This is a genomic window from Corynebacterium rouxii (genome assembly GCF_902702935.1).
Lineage (GTDB): Bacteria > Actinomycetota > Actinomycetes > Mycobacteriales > Mycobacteriaceae > Corynebacterium > Corynebacterium rouxii.
On record NZ_LR738855.1, the window covers coordinates 399045 to 417733 of the forward strand.

An 18689-nucleotide genomic window follows, 5' to 3' on the forward strand; every position below is an offset into this window, starting at 1 on the left:
GGGGAGGGTGCTATGGTACCTTTATATATTGATTTTAAGGGGGAAATATGGCTTTTTATCGATGTTGCGATATGGGGGACGAGTTTGCCTGTGAAGAAATATTGCTCAATCAGTTCGAATATCAAAGATGGCTTCGTGTGCAACCTCATCCAGACGATGATGTCACTGCTTATTGCTCAGCGTTGGGTGCGCGCATTGATAAAACGGAGCACTTTGTACTCCGGCGTATCGACGCAATCTCGACACTGCTAGAGCTCAAAGGGCTGCATGCATTGTTTCTTCAGTTGTGGCATCTTGATATGCCGCGCCTGATGGCAATTGCTCAGGCATTAGGAGGGGTGCGCAAGGAGCACTGGCCAGATATTGACGCTGTATTGGTCAAGATGCTGACTCCTACTCGTGATCGGCAACATTTGCCTGGTCCGAGAAGGATCGTCAATGTGATTCGCCAGCTCCTTGTCGATTTGGAGCAGGCTCACGTAGTAGAAGAAAAAGAAGTGCATGCCATGTTTTATGACGCAGGCACGGGCAAAACTGGTCTGGATATTGTGCTTTCGGATGCCTCTGCTGAGGTGATTCGTGAAAGTCTCGCGGAGACAAAGCGCGTGCATTCTTGTGACGATGAGGCTGCATTGGTCATTTTGGCAACTGGTGGTGGCGTTCGCGTTAAGCTGTTCCAGCCCAAAATGAGTGACACGGTTTATACCCAGCCTGGGTGGGCGTGAACCCCATAAGCGGAAAAGGGCAGTTCATCTGGCTCATTGACCCCGTCTACGCAGACGCTTCGGGTAAGTCTTCGCAGATGAAGCTCCTAGCTGCGACCACGTACGCCCTAGGCGAGCTGCTCGGCCACGATCCCCATTTTGCTCACGGGTTTAGCCGCAATCCGTTCTATACAGGGAAATCTCCGTCAGCTTATCGTTGGTATAGGCAGCACAATCGCGTGATGCGTCTAGGTGACTTGATACGGAAGGTGAGGGACTTGGCCGGGACAGACCAGTACGAGGCTGCACCACGCCAACAGTTTAAGTCTGGGCGAGAACTCATTAACGCGGTGAAAACCCGCCGCGAAGAGGCACAAGCGTTTAAAGCCCTGGCCCAAGACGTGGACGCGGAAGTCTCTGCTGGACTCGACCAGTACGACCCGGAGCTCATCGACGGTGTGCGTGTGCTCTGGATTACCGAGGGCACGGCCGCCCGCGACGAGACCGCGTTTCGCCATGCTCTTAAGACTGGCCACAGGCTTCGCACTGCCGGCCAACGACTCACAGACGCGGCCATCATCGACGCCTACGAACATGCCTACAACGTCGCACAGACCCACGGCGGCGCAGGCCGCCCTGCAGAGCTTCCCCCCCCGATGCGCGACCGCCAGACTATGGCACGACGAGTCCGCGGCTACGTGACACAATCCAAGAGCACGGCCGCCATTGGTTCGAGCGCTCTTGGAAAGGCAACCAGCAGCGAGCGGAAAGCCTTAGCCACCATGGGGCGCAGAGGCGGACAGAAAGCCTCGCAACGCTGGAAAACAGACCCACACGGGGAATATGCACAAACAGAGCGTAAGAAATTCCAGGCTGCAAACGCCCTTCGCCAGAGTCGTGGAAAAGGTACCCGAGGTCGCGTGTTAGCTACAGCAATGGATATTTTGACCCAGACAGGAAAACTTCCGTCAGGGCGAACTGTAGGTCAGGAACTAGGCATCACCCGGCAACAGGCGAATCGGCATTTGAAAGCTTTACGGGAAGCTGGCCTTATTTAATTAAAAGTGGAACATGCCGTAAGCAATATACGGTTCCCCTGCCGCTAGGCAGTTATATAAAACCTCACTTGAAGAAATCCTTGGAGAAGATAGGGGATCTGGTTCTCTGGTCGCTAATAATTTGCTACTGCTGTGTGCTTGATAGAGAAGAGAGACTAAATGAGCTCTTTTCTGGGGAGGAATCATTGTGCGGATTTTTCGGGTTGCTCACATCTGGGAAAACGGTAGCTGCGTGTTTTAGGCCCGTGTTTGATTTGGCTTTTTCCTGGTCTGTGAAACTCGAATTGCTTTGCATCGTTTCTTTAATCCAGGGGATCCTTGAGACAATGTTGGTGTGCCACATGGGACGATCTTGGCCATCATTGCATTCTGGGTTGAATCCGCCGGCGGTGTGCACCGCGTAGAGGATGTTGTCTTTGTAGATGGGGGCTCCTGAGTCTCCGCCACAGGAACGTGAAGTAGTTGAGGATATTCCTTTGAAAAGGTCGGTGTATGTGACGTTCCCGAAATTCAGGGAGTTAACTTTTTCGGAAATGACTGTCAACGCTGAAGAGGCATAATCATGGGGTTGCGCGTACCCGGTAAGTACGGCTTGATCTCCAATGGTTAACGGCTCATTAGCGAAAGTGAAGGTATCTGCGTGGATTCCTTCGCCTACTTTGATTAGGACAACATCATCGTTTGATGATTTGGTGTAGATAGCAGCGATACCTGCTACTTCGCCATCTGATTGACGGAGAAAACCGTCCATAAACGGTGCGTTAGATACGCAGTGATGTGCTGTGAGCCAGAAATTATTTCCTAGATAGCTTGCGGTGCAGTCGCGTCGAATGCGGGGTTCTTGTGGATTGTCCAGGCTTGGGATTGCTGACCATAAAGCAGCAATCCGGTTATCGTTTACCGGTACTGTGCTACTTGCTTGTAGAGAAGCGAAATCGCCATTGGATTCTTGGGCTACAGCAGGAGAAGAACCCAGTGCGGTAAATGCGCAGGTGAGGATTATAAGACTGGTTTTAGCTATTTTCATGGTTACCTCATGGCTTGAGAGATGAGAATTTCTCACTTAACCGGCACGGTCTTTCATCAGTCTATAGGGTGATTTAATAGAAGACCTCTCTTTAACTCTCACTTCAAGTGACTGTCATGAAAGTGTTCTCACGTAAAATGCTTGCTGTCGTTTCGGCAAGCATCCTGTTTAGCACCGCGCCTGGTGTTGCGGTAGACCAATCGTCCTTTTCTGGCACATCCACTTCTGATGATTTTCAGTCGGTAATTGAACCATCTGAAACTCCTAATTCTGCCGCGAGCCTCGATAACTCGATCGCAAGTGAAGCAGCTCCCTCACAAGCAGTAGATGGCCCATTCGCTGAATGGGGTATTCCAACTCCTCCGGGTGCTGAAGGCTATGAGGCTAATCAGGTCGCTGAGGAAGATCTCAATCCACAAGGATTAGACGAGTGGCATCCAACCGCGAACCCGAATAAGGAAATTATACCTGGCACGATGCGCTCTGACCGGGAAGAGATCCCCGCTGGTGTGGACAAGGTAGAAGCTGATAAGGCAGAGGTTCGGGAAGCGCAACTTGCGGATCCAGATACACCAACGTTGAATGCACGCCGCAGGTTGCGGTGTGTACTGGCCAACCAGATTCGAAATGTGCGGACTAATTAAAGAAAAGTACGACAGCATCGGCGGTCCTAAGAGTTTTCTTAGCTTGCCCAAATCTAACGAACTGACCAATCCAGATGGAGTGGGAAAGCGCTCCGAATTCGTTAACGGCTATATCTACTGGCAGCACTTCAGTACTTGCTACTGAGGACACTACAAATGTGGTAACTCGTGATATGAGACCGGTCGTGTTGAAGGCTTGTACTGATAAAACAGCTGTCTGGATAGAACGCGATGAAGATGATGGCAGCGGATTAACGCTTGTGCGTATGGGAGTTGACGGATTACTGTCTGAGTCTCGTCTCGACGGGCCTACTGGAATAGTCGCTTCAGAATTTCTCTCTGTTCTTGGGTGCGGGAAAGAAAACTCCTATATTTCATTTCCTGACGAATTTGGTAGTGCGGATGTTTTTCAGTTGATGGTTTAAGCAAGAAACAAACCCTGAAACATGAAGGAAAACTCAAGGATCTACCGGAACCAGGTGTAAATAGGTCTTCTCGCTACGAAGAAGGAAGTGTGTTGTACTTTTCGGGTCGAAGAACGCTCCTGGAAGTCGATCTTGTGCGTCAGGAAATTAGAGAAACTGAACCTCTTATTGGTGCAGACCGTCGTCCGGTATCTGCAACGAGCGATGGAGAGAATTTGCGTATTGTGACTCAGTCGCTCGACGGTGCCGAAGAGCTTCTCGTGCATTCATTTTCGTTTGAAAGTCCAGCTCCGGATGAGGACGGCACGCATATAGCAAAGCTTAGCCAGCTTATGCGCGGCGGTACTGCAAAAGATGCATATACGATTCCGATGTCTATTTACCCCTATTAGTCGCTGTACGTGGTGCTAGTTCACGGGTTTAGTTCGGGCAAGGAAGTCGTACAAGCGACTTCCTTGCCCTGTGTCATTGTCACGTCCTGGCGTTCGCAGTCACGGATAGCGATTGTCTGACACGAGAAAGTCGCCGAGGTTTCGGCGGCTTTCTGCATTGACCTCGTCTGAACGGCGCTTAAGCTCCGTAGTCTATGGTACAAATAGCAAGAATTCCTCGCCGCTGTGCGATGAACCTGCAGGTCACGCTGTAGGCAACGCCACGACGGTGTGGTCTTGCCTGACGTCCTCGAAGAGCTGCGCGTTCCTAAGCTGTCAGGTGCCGGTCGGCCGCGTGTGCGCCCTGACGTAGTGATTGCGGATCGAGCGTATTCGTCAGCGGCTAACCGGGGCCATTGCCGCAGCCGAGGTATTAAATTTGTCTGCCCCGAGCGAAAGGCCAGGTTAATAACCGCAAACGCAAAAGCGCCAAAGGTGGGCACCCTCCCAAGCTTGATGCGAATCGGTACAAAGATCGCAACGTCGTCGAGCGATTCTTCTCCCGTTCCAAGCAGTGGAGGGGCCTTGCTACCCGATTTGAAAAGCACGCCATCAACGATCGGGGCGGCATGGTCCTATTTGCTGTGTTTGACTGGCTTAAACCCAAATAAGAGACACGACCTAGTTCAAACTAACTAGATCCGCTTCGTGAAAGGTCAGTCGCAACGAGAAAATTCTTCCTGTGTCACGACCTTTCTTGAGGTTTCTTCTACAGAGCTCTCCGAAGAACCCGTAATAATTTCTCCGGGCTTGAGCGCGCGTATTTCCGATAGTTTCGCATCTACTGGATACGGCTGGACGTCCTCATGCGACGAAGACGCATTCGCAATCAGAAGCTCATCAGCTTTCTTTGGCATTTCAATTCGGGTATCTCCTTTCCAGTTAGATCCTGGATTGGAAATATCAACCTCAAAGTAACCAGACACAGGTTTCTGAGCTTTGAAACTCGCATACTGATGATTCTCACCATCTATGTTTGGGCCAGATAAATCTACGCCGTCCAGTTCAACGCCGCACGATTCTACTTCTATAACTATGCCACCGGATTCACTAAGTGAGAGCCCAACCTGACCGGAGACGTCAGTATAAACGGCATTTCCGCATGCGGTAAGAGTGACGCAGACCCCGCCCAATAGGGGATAAAAGAGTAGGTTCTTCATGACTAGCCTCCTATATGCCCTGCCCAATGCGAAGGGTGCACTACCACTACAGCTTCATAGTATGAATTTGCGGTAAAGACGCAATCATTCCGACGCCAGTATTCATTAGAGTAGACATTTCTACATACTGTTCGAAGATTATCTCTAAACTGTCGATTACAGTTCGCAAATCCAGATGATGCTCCTCCAGAATTTTCTACATCAAAGTAACAGATATCGTGTCGGGCGCAAGCACCTCTGAAATCTGCTGATATCCCTTCAGGGTAGTAATAAAAATCTGGTGACTTAGTACAATAATCGCGCAAACTTCCTTGACTCGGGTCGTAGTTATACCGAGCAGGAATAGTTACCCCACCGTTATCCGAGCCCGACTGTAGCGAAACCATATTCTCGACATATGCAGCAAAATCCTGCTTCAGCTGTGTGCTCAGAAAATTCAACAATAGACTGTTTACAGGCTTTCCATCTACAACACCGTCACTAGCGTCTTTAAGAATCTGTGTAAGGTTCATCTGGCCTTTTTCAAAATCCTGAACGGTCTCCCCTATAGCATTCATATAGCTGTCACCCACTGGATATCCGTATTTCCCCTTTTCGTATCCCGAATCAGCCCATACGTACTGAGTTAATCCACTAACAAAATGCGCGCCTGTTTTGGGGGTCCAGTAGATCGTGCCGTGTTCGAAAACGTTGTAGCGTCCGACGCCGTCTGGGGTGGTGAGTTCGTCGCTAATCGGGTAGCCGAGTTCACTGTTTTGGGCGCCCATGGATTGCCATTTGTCGTAGATGGCACCTTGAATACTGGCTTGGCTCGCCGGTAATGCATTATGAGTGTAGACGTGGCCACCTTGGAAGTCTTGCTTGTACCATGCATTGCCCTGAGGGATATCACTGGTAGTGGGATAACCTAGGAATCCTTTCTCCCAACCATGGCGGGCCCAGACCTTCGATACTGGAAGGCTAACGGTATGTGCCCCAGTCTTCGGGTGCCAGTAGATATATCCGTTGACGAATTCGGAACGTTTTCCCACCCCATCGGGATTGGTTAATTCGTTGGATTTGGGTAGAAGAAGAAAACTGGTAGGTCCACCGATGCTGTCGTATTTTTCTTTGATCAAGCCGCATACTTCAAAACTTGTTGGCCAGTAGACGCCACAGCCTGGCGGCGCATTCAACGTGGGAGTATCAGGATCTGTCAGCTGTGCTTCACGAATTTCTGCCTTATCGGCTTCCGCTTTATCGACACCGGCGGGGACTTCTTCCCGATCGGAACGCATCTGCCCCGGAATAACCTCTTTGTTTGGATTAAGAGTTGGGTGCCATTCGTCGAGCCCCTGGGAGTCAAGCTCCTCATTTGTAGCTTGATTTACCTGATAGTCTTCTGCCCCCGGAGGGGTTGCGATTCCCCATTCTGCAAACGGACCATCAATCGACTGTAGTGAGACATCACTGGTGTCAGTAGTGGAATCTGGGTTGTCGGCAGAATCAAACGGTATGGATTCTTCCAGCGTTGTTTGAGCACTATCGCGAATAGAGGAACCGGAAAATGATGACTGAGCTACCGCGGTGCCAGGTATAGCACTCATCAATAAGCTTGCCGAGGCAAACGCGAGCAATTTGCGCGAAAGAGCTTTCATTGAAGTCCTTAAGAGAGTTTGAAAAGAGAAGTCTTCTAAGCCGATAGGCTACATACTGTTCAAGGATTTCGCAGGACATACGCCAATGCTTTTTAAACCGAAGTTAACTATCGCTCGTGCGCACAAGGACCATAGCAAACACTCTCATCCCGCTGACTTGCAGTGCAAGTATTATGCTTGCCGCCACCGCAGTAGCCCACGCAACAGACAATGATCTCGTCACGCTACAAGCCAGCAGCACTGTCGCAATCACCGACAACCGCATTGCAACCTTATGGTCTGTTATCCCAAGCTGGGATGATTTAAACGACAAACGCGTCCGTCGAGACTGTACTGCCAGCTATATAGGGAACATTTTTTGGTTGACCGCGCACCATTGCGTATCTAGCAGCCCGTTTATGGATGGCTTCCTTCAATAATCAGACGGAGATGTTGCGGGAATCGCGGCTATCTATATCAAGTCTTCAGCTGATGACGTTGCCCTCGTTAAGGTTGGGGAAGGAATCAGCGCAGAGCCTTTCACTCTTGCCAATGAATCTCTAAAGATCGGTGATCAAGCGGAACTTACTGGGCATGGGCAGACTCATGATTATACGCCTTCAGTACTAACAGTGATTTCCGAGCGGGTAGCCTCCCTCAACTTTGGGAACGTTACCTACACGGATCTCTTTAAAGAGACTTCAGCGACCCTGTCGCGATCCTGCGGGGGAGATTCAGGAGGCCCTATCTACAAAGACACTATGCTCTATGCCGTGCATACCGTCGGCTGATTCCACCCGTCCTGTCGTGATGGGCAAAATCGTCCTATGTGGCACACCGACATTATTTCGCGCCTATCTTGGATTGAGGACACGTTGACGAGCAATGCTGGGCTCACGGATCAGGAAAAGAAAAAAGCCGCGACCGGATTAAAATATTCGAGTACACCCTACTGGGGCATATTTTGAATTACATCCACTGGAACTAACCCACGCTTCGATAGGGTGGTTTCATGTGCAATGAAACAGAACCTCGCTACCCCTAGACATCCCGGAACAACCTGAGGCGATTGCGGGGCAGAAAATTGGTTACGCGCGCGTCAGCTCCAAAGACCAAAACCTCGAGCGGCAGACCGCTGCGTTGAAAGAGGAGAAAGTCTTTCGGATTTTCACTGATACCGTCAGCGGTTCCTCCACCCAGCGGCCCGGACTAGACGGAGCGTTGAATTATCTTCGTGCCGGCGATCAGCTCATTGTGGTCAGCATGGATCGCCTTGCGCGCTCGCTAGTCGATCTGCACCGCCTGGTCGATGAACTTACCGAGCGCGGCGTGTCCGTGAAGTTCCTTAAAGAGGGGCAGACCTACTCGTTGGATTCAACGCCGATTGCCAAGCTTATGCTCGGACTGCTTGGCAGTGTGGCAGAGTTTGAGCGCGCGATTATTCGAGAGCGGCAAGCCGAAGGCATTGCGAAAGCCAAAGCACGCGGAGTCTACAAAGGACGCGCAAAGACGCTTACCGATGAGCAAGTGATACAAGCGCGCACCTGGGTAGGGGAGGGGATCCCCAAAGCGGAAGTCGCGCGACGTTTCGGAATAGGACGCACGACCCTATACAGGTACCTCGTTGACGACTAGCGAGCCGTTAGAAGTGGTCAGCAAGCGAGAAAAGGGCCAGCGCCCCCAGGATGAGGCCGAGGAAAATCCCGGTATCAATCCAGCGCGATTTTTTTCACTGGTACCTCCCACGGCATGGCGGCTGCTATGGCGACACCAACGCTCACTGCTACAGTAAGCAGACAGAAGGCGTAAATAGTTAGGAGCTCTGCCGCCACCCAGCCAAACAGGCTGGCGACGATAATTGAAATGACCACCACCCCGAAAATCACGGAGCTGGTGCGAAGCGATGGACGAAGTGCGGGCGACGGATGTTTTCTTCTCATAGAATGACCCTCTCACATGGCTGTGCACTTTCCCTCGAACATCTATTGGCCAGCTTGCAGCTACGTGTCGGCGCTATCGGCTATAACCGTGAGTAAAGGCTCATCAACGTTTCTTGCTATCTCTACGACAAGGTGTAAAGCAATACGGATAAGCACGTTTATCCGTGGCTTAGTGCTCGCCGTTGTCACTTGCCCATCCGCTTAATTCGTCAATCGCTTGCGTGATTGACTGTTTGGCACAAGCACCTATTTCTGCGCCAATGTGGCCTTTTTGCCCGTCAGGCGTAGGCCTTTCAGGCCTACGCCTGATTTTCTTTGGTACATTTGCAGTAAACGTGCTTCCGCACTCCGTGCGGGGCGTGCCAAGGGCGAAAGGAGGCTGCGGGACGTGCTGACCATCGCGAAGATGCACGGTGAATCTGTGGCCTACTATGAGTCCACCGTCGGCGAAGACCCGGACGAAAATCTCGGCCCGGATGGCTACTACTCCGAGGACTACGCCCCGAAGCACGGCAGACTGCTCGAGCCATAGGGTTCGCCATCGCAGCTGTCGGGCTTTTCACCGGCGTGTGTGCACTCGCCGCAGCGATCAGCGGAGTGCTTCACTAGCCTCCGAATGCTCGTTCCCACCGGCAACAGCCATGTTGTCCCCGGCAGATATAAAGAATCGAAAGACTCGAACCTCACTATCTCCTGATGAAAGGACCCAGTCATGACGAAGTACACCGAGCTGTGGGAGGCTATCCTCCACGAAATCACCATCCCGCTAGGCAAATTACGCGGTGGCGTATGGCATCGGCGCGATCGCGGACGAGATCATCGTCCTCGTGGACGCGGCTACTGAACAATCGGGATATGCGCTAGACCCGGAGAAAGACTTCTGGCGAGTCATCCGCAACCATGCCAAGCCAGTCTCCGAGATTGACCGCTACATGGAACAACTAGAAGCCGCCGGCATTGAACGTGCCGCTATTGTCCTCGATGATTCCGGCGACTACCGCAGACTCTCCGGAAACGAGCAAGCCGAGGTCGACATCCTGGACAACAAAGTCGGACGCCTAACAAGCGAAATGACCGCGTTAGTAAAAATCCGTGGAGAACTTGGACGGCACCCAGACACCCCAACACAAGCACTTAGTTAGCGCATGAGGACAAGCAAGCACATGCCATATCGGTAAATCTGCGCAGGCGTGTGTCGACTTATGCGCAGGTTGAGCCGAAGGAACTTAGAGGGGGGTAAAAATGCGCAGCCGTGAGGGGAAATCAGCGCAGGGCGAAAACGCGCATTAAGTGTGTCACCAGGGGTGAATTACCGTGGTGTGATTTACTGTCAAGAAGACCGAAAAACGAAGAAATCCACCGGGCAGCACCCCAGTGACTTTCGCTTATCACCCAGTCGCCACTGGGAGAAAGCATGACTGTGAGTTTACCCAATCGTGTAGATTCTGCACACATTGAGACACACCCCCGTGTCGACCGCGACAGCGCGGGACTCGACGATACGCCCGCGAGCACGACAGACCGCGATTTTCTTCTCGCACATTTAGGCCTCGACGTCCTCCACGGTTCAATCACCCGCGACTTTAAAAAGGCCTACCGCCGCAACAAAGCCGGCGAGGTCTCACCGCGCATGTACCGCACCGACTCCGAGGCCCTTGGCAAATGCGAGTACGCCAAGCTCACGAGCAAGCAATACGCCGCAGTCCTCGTCGTAGATATAGACCAGCCAGGAGAAGCCGGAGGCCACCCCGCAGACCTGGCCTTGTACGTGCGCAACGTCGTGCGGGTGCTTGTCGAGCACAACATCGGCCCTTAGTGGTGCTCGCGTGCCCGATTCCATTGTGGCGGGGCTTGACAAGAAATACCACGATATTGATAAAGCGGAAGAAGCATCGACTAGTGCCTATGCGTTTCCGGCAACCATGCGTGATTACATCCAAGCACGCGATGGGCATTGCCGGTTCCCAGGCTGTATGGTTCCTGCTTCGCACTGCGATATAGACCATATCGAGGAGTATGACGTAGGAGGAAGAACCACTCCCCATAACGCCCAGTGCTTATGCCGGCACCACCATAACCTCAAAACTTCTAAAGTTGTGGACTGCGTCTCCGAGAATGGAGTCGCCGTGGACTGGATCATGGCTGATGGTACAGAGGTGACAACAGCTGCAGAGGGGGTGATGTTTGGGCAGAGTTTTATGCAGCGGGCAGAAGCGCGAACTAAGCGCCGCGATGCGAAGCTGAGGTATCGAACATCTTAAGTACTGCTTGGCGGTTCACTTTTCCAGGGCCAATGAGTGGTAGCTGATCCACGCGGCGGATGTCTTTTGGCAGCTGCCAACGGGGGAGATCGTCAAGAGCTGTGATGATCTCGGTTGGGTGTGCAGCTCCTTCGTATGCAGCCACGATGGCCTGTCCCAAGCGTCGATCTGGCACGCCTACAACACATACCCCAGAAACACCGCGGACACTCAGGATTTGCTGTTCGAGAATTTCGGGATGGATTTTCAGTCCGCCAGAGTCAATGATCGTATCCACTCGTCCAGTAACTGTGAGCACGCCGTCGGTAATTGTGCCGGTGTCGGAGGTGATAAACCAATCTCCGAATTCTTCGCCGTTGCGGTAGCCACGCGCGACCATGGGGCCACCAAGGTGGATGCGTTCGCCCACTACGCGTACTTTTGCACCAGGGATGGGGCGACCGTTATATACACAGCCGCCGGAGGTTTCGGAGGAGCCGTATGTTGTCACGACGTTGATTCCGAGTTCTTTCGCGGCGCGGAGGTCGTCGGCACGCAAGGGTGCTCCTCCCACAAGGATCGCCGCGAAACGTCGTAACGCTTCAATACCTTCGAGGGTGTCCATGGCCTTGAGTAATTGCATGGGCGTCAACGAAGTGTAAGTCGTGTCCTCCAACGTGTTGGCGATGCGTGCGAATTCGGAAATGTTGAACCCGTGGGAAACGTCGAGAATAAGGGGGTCGTACCCAGCAATTAATGATCGAATAAGTACTTGGATTCCAGCAATGTGATAGCCAGGCATGGCGAGTAGCCATTGTGCTTCTCCGCCTAGGTACTGGTGGGTAGCGTCGGCGGAGGAAACAAGGTTGGCGGCGGTAAGAAGTGCGCCTTTGGGGGTACCGGTGGAGCCGGAGGTGGCCACGACGAGGGCGATGTCGTTGTCGATGGGTTGTCCGGCTTTCAGGGTGCGGCGAAGCAGCTGGTCGTTGGGTGGTACCGGCAGGTAGCAGCATTCGCCAGCGATCGCGGCCTCGAGCTCATCGAGGATCTCATTGGGGTATGCGGGCACGATGAGGGGTTCGAGGATCATGCTGAAAATTTTAGAAGTAGTAAGGGAACCGTGACCAATCGGGGTCGCGTTTTTCTAGGAAGGAGTCGCGGCCTTCTACTGCTTCGTCGGTCATGTATGCCAGTCGGGTGGCTTCACCTGCGAAGACTTGCTGGCCCATGAGTCCGTCGTCGGTGAGGTTGAAGGCAAATTTCAACATGCGTTGTGCGGTAGGTGACTTGCCGTTGATTTCGCGGCCGACTTGAATGGCTTCATCTTCAAGGTCAGCGTGGTCGACGACGATGTTGACGGCACCCATCCGTTGCATGGTTTCGGCATCGTAGGTGCGGCCGAGGAAGAAAATTTCGCGGGCGAATTTCTGGCCCACCATCTTGGCTAGGTACGCGGAGCCATATCCGGCGTCGAAGGATCCGACATCGGCGTCAGTTTGCTTGAATTTGGCGTGTTCGCGGGACGCGATGGTCATATCGCAGACTACGTGAAGAGAATGACCGCCACCTGCGGCCCAGCCGTTGACTACTGCGATGACTACCTTGGGCATGGTGCGAATCAGGCGTTGTACTTCAAGGATATGGAGGCGGCCGGCTTGTGCGGGGTCGCCCTCGTACTGGTAGCCTGCACGCCCGCGGATGCGTTGGTCGCCGCCGGAGCAAAATGCCCAGCCACCGTCTTTAGGGGAGGGGCCGTTGCCAGTAAGAAGCACGGTACCAACGTCGGAGGTTTGGCGGGCGTGATCGAGCGCACGGTAAAGTTCGTCGACGGTGTGCGGGCGGAATGCGTTGCGTACTTCGGGGCGGTCGAAGGCAATGCGGACGATGCCTTCTTCGCGGTGGCGGTGGTAGGTGATGTCGGTGAGGTTTTCAAAGCCTTCGACTGGCTTCCAAAGTTCTGGATTCATAAGGGTGACTATAGTCGCCCCTATGGACGAAATTCTCGAACGTGCTCATGTGGTTGCTCTCCCCATGCGGGTGAAGTTTCGTGGCATAACAGTCCGCGAGGCAGTGCTTTTCGACGGCCCCAAAGGGTGGGGGGAGTTCTCGCCGTTTGTGGAATACGGTGTGCAGGAAGCAGCGCAGTGGTTGCGGTGCGGCTTGGAGATGGCGTTTCAGGGGCCACCGCCGATGGTCCGCGATAGCGTGGAGGTCAATGCTACTGTTCCAGCTGTTTCACCAGATCAGGTGCCGGATATTCTTGCCCGTTACCCAGGGTGCACCACGGTCAAGGTGAAGGTTGCGGAGGGAGACGACGCCGCACGCGTTGCTATGGTGCGGGAGGTGCTGCCGGAAGCACGGATTCGTGTGGACGCGAATCGCGGGTGGACGGTAGATGAGGCCGTGGCGGCGTCGAAACGCTTGGGGGAACTGGAGTACATGGAGCAGCCATGTGCGAGTATCGCGGAGTTAGCGGAACTGCGGCGGCGAATTTCGGTGCCGATCGCTGCGGATGAGTCGATCCGGAGGGTGAGTGATCCCTACGAGGTGGCGCGGCTTCAGGCTGCGGACGTTGCGGTGGTAAAGGCTGCGCCGTTGGGGGGGCCGCGCAATATTATGGATATTGCCAAGTTTTATCAGCAGCGCGGTTTGAACCTTACTGTGGCGAGCGCCCTAGATACTGGCGTCGGAATGAATGCCGGTATAGCTGTCGCGGCGGCTATTGATTCCAACCCGGCGGGGCTTGCTACGCAGCGGCTTTTTGTCGAGGATGTGACCGAGCCGCGAGAGATTGTGGACGGCAAGATGGCGGCGACGATGTTGGCCCCAGATCCAGCGCGCTTGGCGGAATTCGAGGTCACTGGCCCGCGCCGGGATTGGTGGTTGGAGCGGGTCCGTGGCGCGTTAGAATGTCTGCATGACTTCATCCCCTGAGCTTGCCCGCGCAGTTGCTGCGACCCTTGCCCGCCACGTCACTGACGTTGTTATTTGTCCTGGGTCGCGCAATTCTCCACTGTCTTTGGAACTGATTGCTCGCGATGATATTCGTGTGCACACGCGTATCGACGAACGCTCGGCGGCGTTTTTGGCTCTCGGGCTTGCACGTTCTAGCAAGCGGCATGTTGCTGTGGTGACTACCTCCGGCACTGCTGTGGCTAACTGTGCTCCTGCCATGATTGAGGCGGCACATTCTCATACTCCGTTGATTATGGTGTCCGCTGATCGCCCAGAGCGTCTGCATGGCACGGGGGCAAATCAGACGATTGAGCAGCGTGGCATTTTTAATGTGGTGGACACGGATCATGTGGTCGATGTTGCCGATCTTGACTCCATTTCCTTTGCGCGCAATGTAATTCATATCAACGTTGCGTTGGATGTGCCTCTCGTGGATACCTTGCCTGAAGCAGGTGATCCAGTGGAGCGCGTTCGTGAGGTGATTGAGGTTGACCACGGTGAAGTTGCGCTCAATCTAAATCAAAGAATTCTCGTGGTAGCTGGCGATGAGGCGTGGGAGGTTCCGGGTTTGGAGGACGTTCCTACCATTGCGGAACCTTCGGCACCTGCGCCGTATCATCCGGTGCATCCGCTGGCGGCACAAATCTTTGCGCACAAGGAAATTAAACCCGAACATATTGTGGTGGTGGGGCACCCTACGCTGCATCGTGCAGTGCTGGCATTGTTGGCTGATGTTCCGGTAACGGTGCTGACTAAGACCGATACGATCACTGGCACGCCGCAAGCAGTCGGCAGTCGCGTGAAGGTGGCGGGGGAGCTGGATAAGCATTGGTTGCAGATCTGTGAGGATGCCTCAACGCTATGCGCTGATCGCGTGAAGGAAGTGCTTGAGGGGCATGGCTTTACCGGCCTGCATGTTGCAGCGGCAGTGGCAGATACGATGGCTGCGGGCGACACACTGTTTTTGGGTGCATCTAATCCGGTCCGTGACGCATCCTTGGTCGGAATGCCCCTAGGTGGTGTGGATATCTATGCAGCTCGTGGGGCTGCGGGTATCGACGGCACCGTGTCGCAGGCAGTCGGCGTGGCCTTGGACGTGCAGCGTCGTGATTTGACGGCAATTCGGGCGGACCGCACCGTGGCTTTGATGGGCGATGTGACATTCTTGCATGATGTGGGTGGCTTGTTGGGGGCATATCCAGAGAACCTGACCATCGTGGTGGCAAATGATGACGGCTGCGGTATTTTTGAAACACTTGAGATTGGGGCGCCAGAGTTTCGTCCTAGCTTTGAACAGGCTTTTGGAACCCCACATGGTGTGCGCATTGAGGCAATTGCGGAGGCCTATGGGGTGAACTACCTGCGTGCGGAAACGCTGCCGGAGTTGATTGAAGCGCTGATCGATACTACTGACAGTGCGGGCTTCAATATCATTGAGGCTGTGACTACGCGTTCGACGCGTCGCGATATTGATAAGGCCCTCACGCTGTGAAACGCCGCCTCCATCAACTTGTCCTAGCTTTGTATGCGGCAGCCGTCTTGGGGTGCGTCAGCATGGTTATTGGCCCTGCGATCAATGACTATAACATTGCGCGCAATTCAGGCAGGGTGTTAGCAAAGGTGCTGGATGTGGGCACTTTCCGTACCACGGTTGAGTATCAAGACGAGGACAATATGTATCACTCTCCCAAGGGGGGATTGATGTATCCCACCGGGCTTGGGCACGGACAACGCGTGTGGGTGAACTACAGCAAGGATAATCCTGATCTGGTCAAGGTGGAGGGCCGCGCCTGGACACTGGCGATCATTCCAGCATTGAGTATTTGGGTGGTCGCAAGTCTCATCTTTGCTGGTTTGTGGTGGATCGTGGGTCGGCTGTGAAAGTTGCCATCGTCACGGAGTCGTATCTTCCCAATATCAATGGGGTGACTAACTCCGTGCTGCGGATCGAGGAATACGCCAAAGCACATGGGCATGAGGTACTGGTCATTGCGCCGCGCATATGCGTCAATGTGATTCGTACCTTGCCTATCGGCCTGCCGGTGGGCGTCGAAAAGCAGCTTCGGGCGTTTGATCCTGACGTGATTCACTTAGCGTCGCCCTATGCTTTTGCCGCGCGGGCGGTGTTTATTGCTCAGAAAATGGCGGTGCCTTGTGTGGCCGTCTATCAAACCGATGTGGCTGCCTACCAGCAGCATTATCACCTTACATGGTTAAAAAACGCGCATTGGTCGTGGATGAGGGCGTTCCATAACCGTGCGGCCTTGACATTGGCGCCGTCTACACCGGCGAAAGAGCAACTGGAAAACCACGGAATCGCCAATGTGAAGCTCTGGAGTAGAGGTGTTGACACTGAGCTTTTTCATCCGCGTCCAAAAAATAACCCCAAAAAAGTGGTGGGCTACGTGGGCCGGCTCGCGCCTGAAAAGTCGGTGCACCGCCTAGCAGCGCTTAACCACCGCGACGACCTTGAGGTGGTCATCGTGGGCGACGGCATTCTGCGCGAGCAACTAGAGCGTCAATTGCCGAATGCACGGTTTTTGGGGCAGCTGCAGGGAGAGGCACTGGCCCGTGAATACGCGCGTTTCGACGTCTTCGTTCACACTGGGGATCACGAAACATTCGGCCAAACTATCCAAGAAGCACATGCTAGCGGCGTGCCGGTTGTGGCACCGCGCTCCGGTGGGCCGATTGATCTGATTACACCAACCAACGGTGTGTTCATTACCGAGGGCATCGAGAAGGCTGTTGACTACGTGCTCACGCATGACTTTGATCCTCGATCAACAGTGGTGACATGGGAGACTGTCTGCAGCCAGCTCTTCGCCCATTATCGCGATGTTGTTACACTGGACAACCGTGGCAAAGGCATCATTGGATAAGAAGCCCCTCGACGTTGCAAAAATGTTCGACGGCGTGGGCAAAAACTACGACATCACCAATACGGTGTTGAGCTTTGGGCGCGATAAAAAATGGCGGGAAAAGACCCGCGAGCGTCTCCAACTCAAAGCCGGAGAGCGTGTGCTCGACCTCGCAGCAGGTACAGCGGTGTCTACCGTGGAACTCACACGCTCTGGTGCGTGGGTGGTAGCGTGCGATTTTTCCCAAGGCATGCTGGCAGCCGGTAAGGAGCGCAATGTCCCCAAAGTTGTTGGTGATGGCATGAAGCTGCCTTTCGCCGACAACTCCTTTGACGCTGTGACCATCTCTTATGGTTTGCGTAACGTCCACGATTTCCGCATGGCACTTCGTGAGATGGCACGGGTAACCAAGCCGGGTGGTCGCATTACCATCGCAGAGTTCTCCACCCCGAACCTGCCTGGTTTTAAAACGATCTACAAGGAGTACTTGACCAAACTTCTGCCATTAATTGCCAAGGTCGTAGGTACTAACCCAGAGGCTTATGAGTATTTGGCGGAATCGATCCGCGCCTGGCCGGAACGAGAAGAACTCGCAGCGGCCATCAATGAAAACGGCTGGCACGATGCCGGCTGGCAAAACCTCAGCCTCGGCATCGTGGCCCTGCATTCGGCTGTTAAGCCTTCCTAACAGTCTCGCGGATAAATTCTGCGGACTTGTGTAGCTGCTCTAGCTCCCATTCGTTGAGCTGGGGCAGCATTTTGCGTCCAGCGCCCTCGTGGGTGATCTCGGTCGGGATAGAGAGTGAAACATCCTCGAGGCCGTACTCGCCGTGGAGTGGGGTGCAGATGGGGTGTACGGCGCGCTCGTTGAGCAGCACGCATTTGGCTAGCTCGTTAGCGGAGCGGGCAACACCGGCATTGGTCCATCCCTTAGAAAGGAGGACGTCGTAAGCCGCGCGAACAACTTTTTCTTGCATTTCTGGGGCAGTAGGCAGTGGCTTGCCATGCCAAGCTTCTAGCTCCTCCCAGCGCAGGCCTTGGACGTTGACCTGGGAGAGAATCGGCACGGAGGTCGAGCCGTGTTCGCCCATCATGTAGCCGGTGACGGACTTAGGATCAATGCCCAGCTCAGTGCCGATGATGTAGCGCAGGCGGGCAGAATCCAACATGGTGCCGGTGCCAAAGACCTTGGGGTAGCCGAACTCGGTAGCTGCAATGTGAACCATGGCGTCTAGCGGATTGGTAATCAAAATGAGTACCGGTGGGTTCTCGCCCACGTGTGCGGTGATATTTGTCATCACATCGCGGATCACCGCGCCGCTGATCTGTGCTAGTTCGGAACGGTCGGGCATACGGGTGGGATCATCAGGATCTGGGACGATCGATTCACCGGCTGCGCAGATAATAACGTTGGCATCGGCGCAGTCTGCGTAGGTGCCTTCATGGCAGTAGGTGTTTGTGGTTCCCGGGACGCCAGTGGCTTGGGCTAGGTCAACAGCCTCGCCGAGCGCTACTCCTGGTTTTGTGTCGATCGTGGCAATTTCTGCGTACAACCCCGATGCCATGGCGTAGCTCAGTACATATGAACCCACATGGCCGAGGCCTATTACTACTAGCTTGTTCATGCC

Annotated in this window: 23 protein-coding genes and 3 pseudogenes; 19 read left to right on the forward strand and 7 right to left on the reverse strand. The window is 53.9% G+C overall.

Annotated elements, in window-relative coordinates:
• Positions 1–47: 47 nt before the first annotated feature.
• A pseudogene (locus tag CIP100161_RS02100) lies at positions 48–716 on the forward strand (HNH endonuclease signature motif containing protein); the annotation flags it as partial.
• Between the two features lie 5 nt (positions 717–721).
• On the forward strand, positions 722–1762 hold the full coding sequence (locus CIP100161_RS02105; RefSeq protein WP_232053049.1) for a replication initiation protein: 1041 nt from the start codon (positions 722–724) through the stop codon (positions 1760–1762).
• Positions 1763–1886: 124 nt separating this feature from the next.
• On the opposite strand, the gene CIP100161_RS02110 is transcribed toward CIP100161_RS02105, so the two are convergent.
• A complete protein-coding gene (locus CIP100161_RS02110; RefSeq protein ID WP_155871551.1) occupies positions 1887–2789 on the reverse strand; it encodes a trypsin-like serine protease in 903 nt (300 codons plus the stop codon).
• A 116-nt stretch (positions 2790–2905) separates the two neighbouring features.
• Here CIP100161_RS02110 and CIP100161_RS02115 point away from each other — a divergent pair, with 116 nt between their 5' ends.
• The 5 genes and pseudogenes from CIP100161_RS02115 to CIP100161_RS12500 form a co-directional block, all read left to right on the forward strand.
• Positions 2906–3433 carry a hypothetical protein gene (locus CIP100161_RS02115; protein ID WP_232053050.1) on the forward strand — a complete coding sequence of 176 codons (528 nt, stop codon included), beginning with the start codon at positions 2906–2908 and terminating at the stop codon, positions 3431–3433.
• Positions 3417–3578 carry an LGFP repeat-containing protein gene (locus CIP100161_RS12025; RefSeq protein ID WP_232053052.1) on the forward strand — a complete coding sequence of 54 codons (162 nt, stop codon included), beginning with the start codon at positions 3417–3419 and terminating at the stop codon, positions 3576–3578. The genes CIP100161_RS02115 and CIP100161_RS12025 overlap by 17 nt, the downstream gene beginning before the upstream one ends.
• Positions 3579–3591: 13 nt before the next feature.
• Positions 3592–3858, forward strand: coding sequence for a hypothetical protein (locus tag CIP100161_RS02120; protein ID WP_155871553.1), 267 nt, complete (start codon positions 3592–3594; stop codon positions 3856–3858).
• 215 nt (positions 3859–4073) lie between these two features.
• Entirely contained in the window at positions 4074–4250 is a 177-nt protein-coding gene (locus CIP100161_RS02125) for a hypothetical protein (protein ID WP_155871555.1), read from the forward strand.
• Positions 4251–4514: 264 nt separating this feature from the next.
• A pseudogene (locus CIP100161_RS12500) lies at positions 4515–4900 on the forward strand (transposase); the annotation flags it as partial.
• A gap of 45 nt (positions 4901–4945) precedes the next feature.
• On the opposite strand, the gene CIP100161_RS02135 reads toward CIP100161_RS12500, so the two are convergent.
• The gene (locus CIP100161_RS02135; protein ID WP_155871559.1) at positions 4946–5449 is read right to left on the reverse strand and encodes a hypothetical protein; all 504 of its coding nucleotides are present in this window, start codon (positions 5447–5449) and stop codon (positions 4946–4948) included.
• Between the two features lie 2 nt (positions 5450–5451).
• Positions 5452–7086 carry a phospholipase A2 gene (locus tag CIP100161_RS02140; protein WP_155871561.1) on the reverse strand — a complete coding sequence of 545 codons (1635 nt, stop codon included), beginning with the start codon at positions 7084–7086 and terminating at the stop codon, positions 5452–5454.
• A 455-nt stretch (positions 7087–7541) separates the two neighbouring features.
• Here CIP100161_RS02140 and CIP100161_RS12505 point away from each other — a divergent pair, with 455 nt between their 5' ends.
• Together CIP100161_RS12505 and CIP100161_RS02150 are read left to right on the forward strand one after the other, a co-directional pair.
• Positions 7542–7856, forward strand: coding sequence for a trypsin-like serine protease (locus CIP100161_RS12505; protein ID WP_390884948.1), 315 nt, complete (start codon positions 7542–7544; stop codon positions 7854–7856).
• Between the two features lie 349 nt (positions 7857–8205).
• Positions 8206–8700, forward strand: coding sequence for a recombinase family protein (locus tag CIP100161_RS02150; RefSeq protein WP_426726846.1), 495 nt, complete (start codon positions 8206–8208; stop codon positions 8698–8700).
• Between the two features lie 74 nt (positions 8701–8774).
• Here CIP100161_RS02150 and CIP100161_RS02155 read toward each other — a convergent pair whose 3' ends face one another.
• Positions 8775–9005, reverse strand: a complete 231-nt coding sequence (locus CIP100161_RS02155) for a hypothetical protein (RefSeq protein ID WP_155871565.1) — start codon at positions 9003–9005, stop codon at positions 8775–8777.
• Between the two features lie 388 nt (positions 9006–9393).
• On the opposite strand from CIP100161_RS02155, the gene CIP100161_RS02160 reads away from it, so the two are divergent.
• The 5 genes and pseudogenes from CIP100161_RS02160 to CIP100161_RS02175 form a co-directional block, all read left to right on the forward strand.
• Positions 9394–9537, forward strand: coding sequence for a hypothetical protein (locus CIP100161_RS02160; protein WP_155871567.1), 144 nt, complete (start codon positions 9394–9396; stop codon positions 9535–9537).
• 180 nt (positions 9538–9717) lie between these two features.
• Positions 9718–9849 carry a hypothetical protein gene (locus CIP100161_RS12335; protein WP_269472938.1) on the forward strand — a complete coding sequence of 44 codons (132 nt, stop codon included), beginning with the start codon at positions 9718–9720 and terminating at the stop codon, positions 9847–9849.
• Positions 9833–10147, forward strand: a complete 315-nt coding sequence (locus CIP100161_RS02165) for a hypothetical protein (RefSeq protein ID WP_155871569.1) — start codon at positions 9833–9835, stop codon at positions 10145–10147. The genes CIP100161_RS12335 and CIP100161_RS02165 overlap by 17 nt, the downstream gene beginning before the upstream one ends.
• Before the next feature lie 488 nt (positions 10148–10635).
• Positions 10636–10821: a replication initiation protein gene (locus tag CIP100161_RS12030; protein WP_232053179.1), complete on the forward strand. Its 186-nt coding sequence runs from the start codon at positions 10636–10638 to the stop codon at positions 10819–10821.
• Positions 10814–11266 (forward strand): annotated as a pseudogene (locus CIP100161_RS02175) (HNH endonuclease signature motif containing protein); the annotation flags it as partial. The gene CIP100161_RS12030 and the pseudogene CIP100161_RS02175, both read left to right, overlap by 8 nt.
• Here the strand turns inward: CIP100161_RS02175 and menE are convergent.
• Together menE and CIP100161_RS02185 are read right to left on the reverse strand one after the other, a co-directional pair.
• Positions 11226–12335: an o-succinylbenzoate--CoA ligase gene (gene menE / locus CIP100161_RS02180; RefSeq protein WP_155871573.1), complete on the reverse strand. Its 1110-nt coding sequence runs from the start codon at positions 12333–12335 to the stop codon at positions 11226–11228. The pseudogene CIP100161_RS02175 and the gene menE overlap by 41 nt on opposite strands.
• Positions 12336–12345: 10 nt before the next feature.
• Positions 12346–13212, reverse strand: a complete 867-nt coding sequence (locus CIP100161_RS02185) for a 1,4-dihydroxy-2-naphthoyl-CoA synthase (RefSeq protein ID WP_155871575.1) — start codon at positions 13210–13212, stop codon at positions 12346–12348.
• A gap of 4 nt (positions 13213–13216) precedes the next feature.
• On the opposite strand from CIP100161_RS02185, the gene CIP100161_RS02190 reads away from it, so the two are divergent.
• Genes CIP100161_RS02190 through CIP100161_RS02210 form a run of 5 tightly spaced genes read left to right on the forward strand, consistent with a single transcriptional unit; the run spans position 13217 to position 17749 of the window.
• Positions 13217–14179: an o-succinylbenzoate synthase gene (locus CIP100161_RS02190; protein ID WP_155871577.1), complete on the forward strand. Its 963-nt coding sequence runs from the start codon at positions 13217–13219 to the stop codon at positions 14177–14179.
• Entirely contained in the window at positions 14163–15692 is a 1530-nt protein-coding gene (gene menD / locus CIP100161_RS02195) for a 2-succinyl-5-enolpyruvyl-6-hydroxy-3-cyclohexene-1-carboxylic-acid synthase (RefSeq protein ID WP_155871579.1), read from the forward strand. The genes CIP100161_RS02190 and menD overlap by 17 nt, the downstream gene beginning before the upstream one ends.
• A complete protein-coding gene (locus CIP100161_RS02200; protein ID WP_155871581.1) occupies positions 15689–16081 on the forward strand; it encodes a DUF3592 domain-containing protein in 393 nt (130 codons plus the stop codon). Before menD ends, CIP100161_RS02200 begins: the two co-directional genes overlap by 4 nt.
• The gene (locus tag CIP100161_RS02205) at positions 16078–17082 is read left to right on the forward strand and encodes a glycosyltransferase family 4 protein (RefSeq protein ID WP_197737878.1); all 1005 of its coding nucleotides are present in this window, start codon (positions 16078–16080) and stop codon (positions 17080–17082) included. The genes CIP100161_RS02200 and CIP100161_RS02205 overlap by 4 nt, the downstream gene beginning before the upstream one ends.
• On the forward strand, positions 17060–17749 hold the full coding sequence (locus CIP100161_RS02210; protein WP_155871583.1) for a demethylmenaquinone methyltransferase: 690 nt from the start codon (positions 17060–17062) through the stop codon (positions 17747–17749). Before CIP100161_RS02205 ends, CIP100161_RS02210 begins: the two co-directional genes overlap by 23 nt.
• Here the strand turns inward: CIP100161_RS02210 and CIP100161_RS02215 are convergent.
• Positions 17736–18686, reverse strand: coding sequence for an L-lactate dehydrogenase (locus CIP100161_RS02215; protein ID WP_155871585.1), 951 nt, complete (start codon positions 18684–18686; stop codon positions 17736–17738). The genes CIP100161_RS02210 and CIP100161_RS02215 overlap by 14 nt on opposite strands.
• Positions 18687–18689: the final 3 nt, after the last annotated feature.

What these genes read in the sequence shown, in the direction of transcription:
- CIP100161_RS02155 (WP_155871565.1), bottom strand. Translation starts at nt 9,005, where the DNA reads ATGAGAAGAAAACATCCGTCGCCCGCACTTCGTCCATCGCTTCGCACC.
- CIP100161_RS02115 (WP_232053050.1), top strand. Translation starts at nt 2,906, where the DNA reads ATGAAAGTGTTCTCACGTAAAATGCTTGCTGTCGTTTCGGCAAGCATC.
- CIP100161_RS02215 (WP_155871585.1), bottom strand. Translation starts at nt 18,686, where the DNA reads ATGAACAAGCTAGTAGTAATAGGCCTCGGCCATGTGGGTTCATATGTA.
- CIP100161_RS02135 (WP_155871559.1), bottom strand. Translation starts at nt 5,449, where the DNA reads ATGAAGAACCTACTCTTTTATCCCCTATTGGGCGGGGTCTGCGTCACT.
- CIP100161_RS02140 (WP_155871561.1), bottom strand. Translation starts at nt 7,086, where the DNA reads ATGAAAGCTCTTTCGCGCAAATTGCTCGCGTTTGCCTCGGCAAGCTTA.
- CIP100161_RS02110 (WP_155871551.1), bottom strand. Translation starts at nt 2,789, where the DNA reads ATGAAAATAGCTAAAACCAGTCTTATAATCCTCACCTGCGCATTTACC.
- menE (WP_155871573.1), bottom strand. Translation starts at nt 12,335, where the DNA reads ATGATCCTCGAACCCCTCATCGTGCCCGCATACCCCAATGAGATCCTC.
- CIP100161_RS12335 (WP_269472938.1), top strand. Translation starts at nt 9,718, where the DNA reads ATGACGAAGTACACCGAGCTGTGGGAGGCTATCCTCCACGAAATCACC.
- menD (WP_155871579.1), top strand. Translation starts at nt 14,163, where the DNA reads ATGACTTCATCCCCTGAGCTTGCCCGCGCAGTTGCTGCGACCCTTGCC.
- CIP100161_RS12030 (WP_232053179.1), top strand. Translation starts at nt 10,636, where the DNA reads ATGTACCGCACCGACTCCGAGGCCCTTGGCAAATGCGAGTACGCCAAG.
- CIP100161_RS02185 (WP_155871575.1), bottom strand. Translation starts at nt 13,212, where the DNA reads ATGAATCCAGAACTTTGGAAGCCAGTCGAAGGCTTTGAAAACCTCACC.
- CIP100161_RS12025 (WP_232053052.1), top strand. Translation starts at nt 3,417, where the DNA reads ATGTGCGGACTAATTAAAGAAAAGTACGACAGCATCGGCGGTCCTAAG.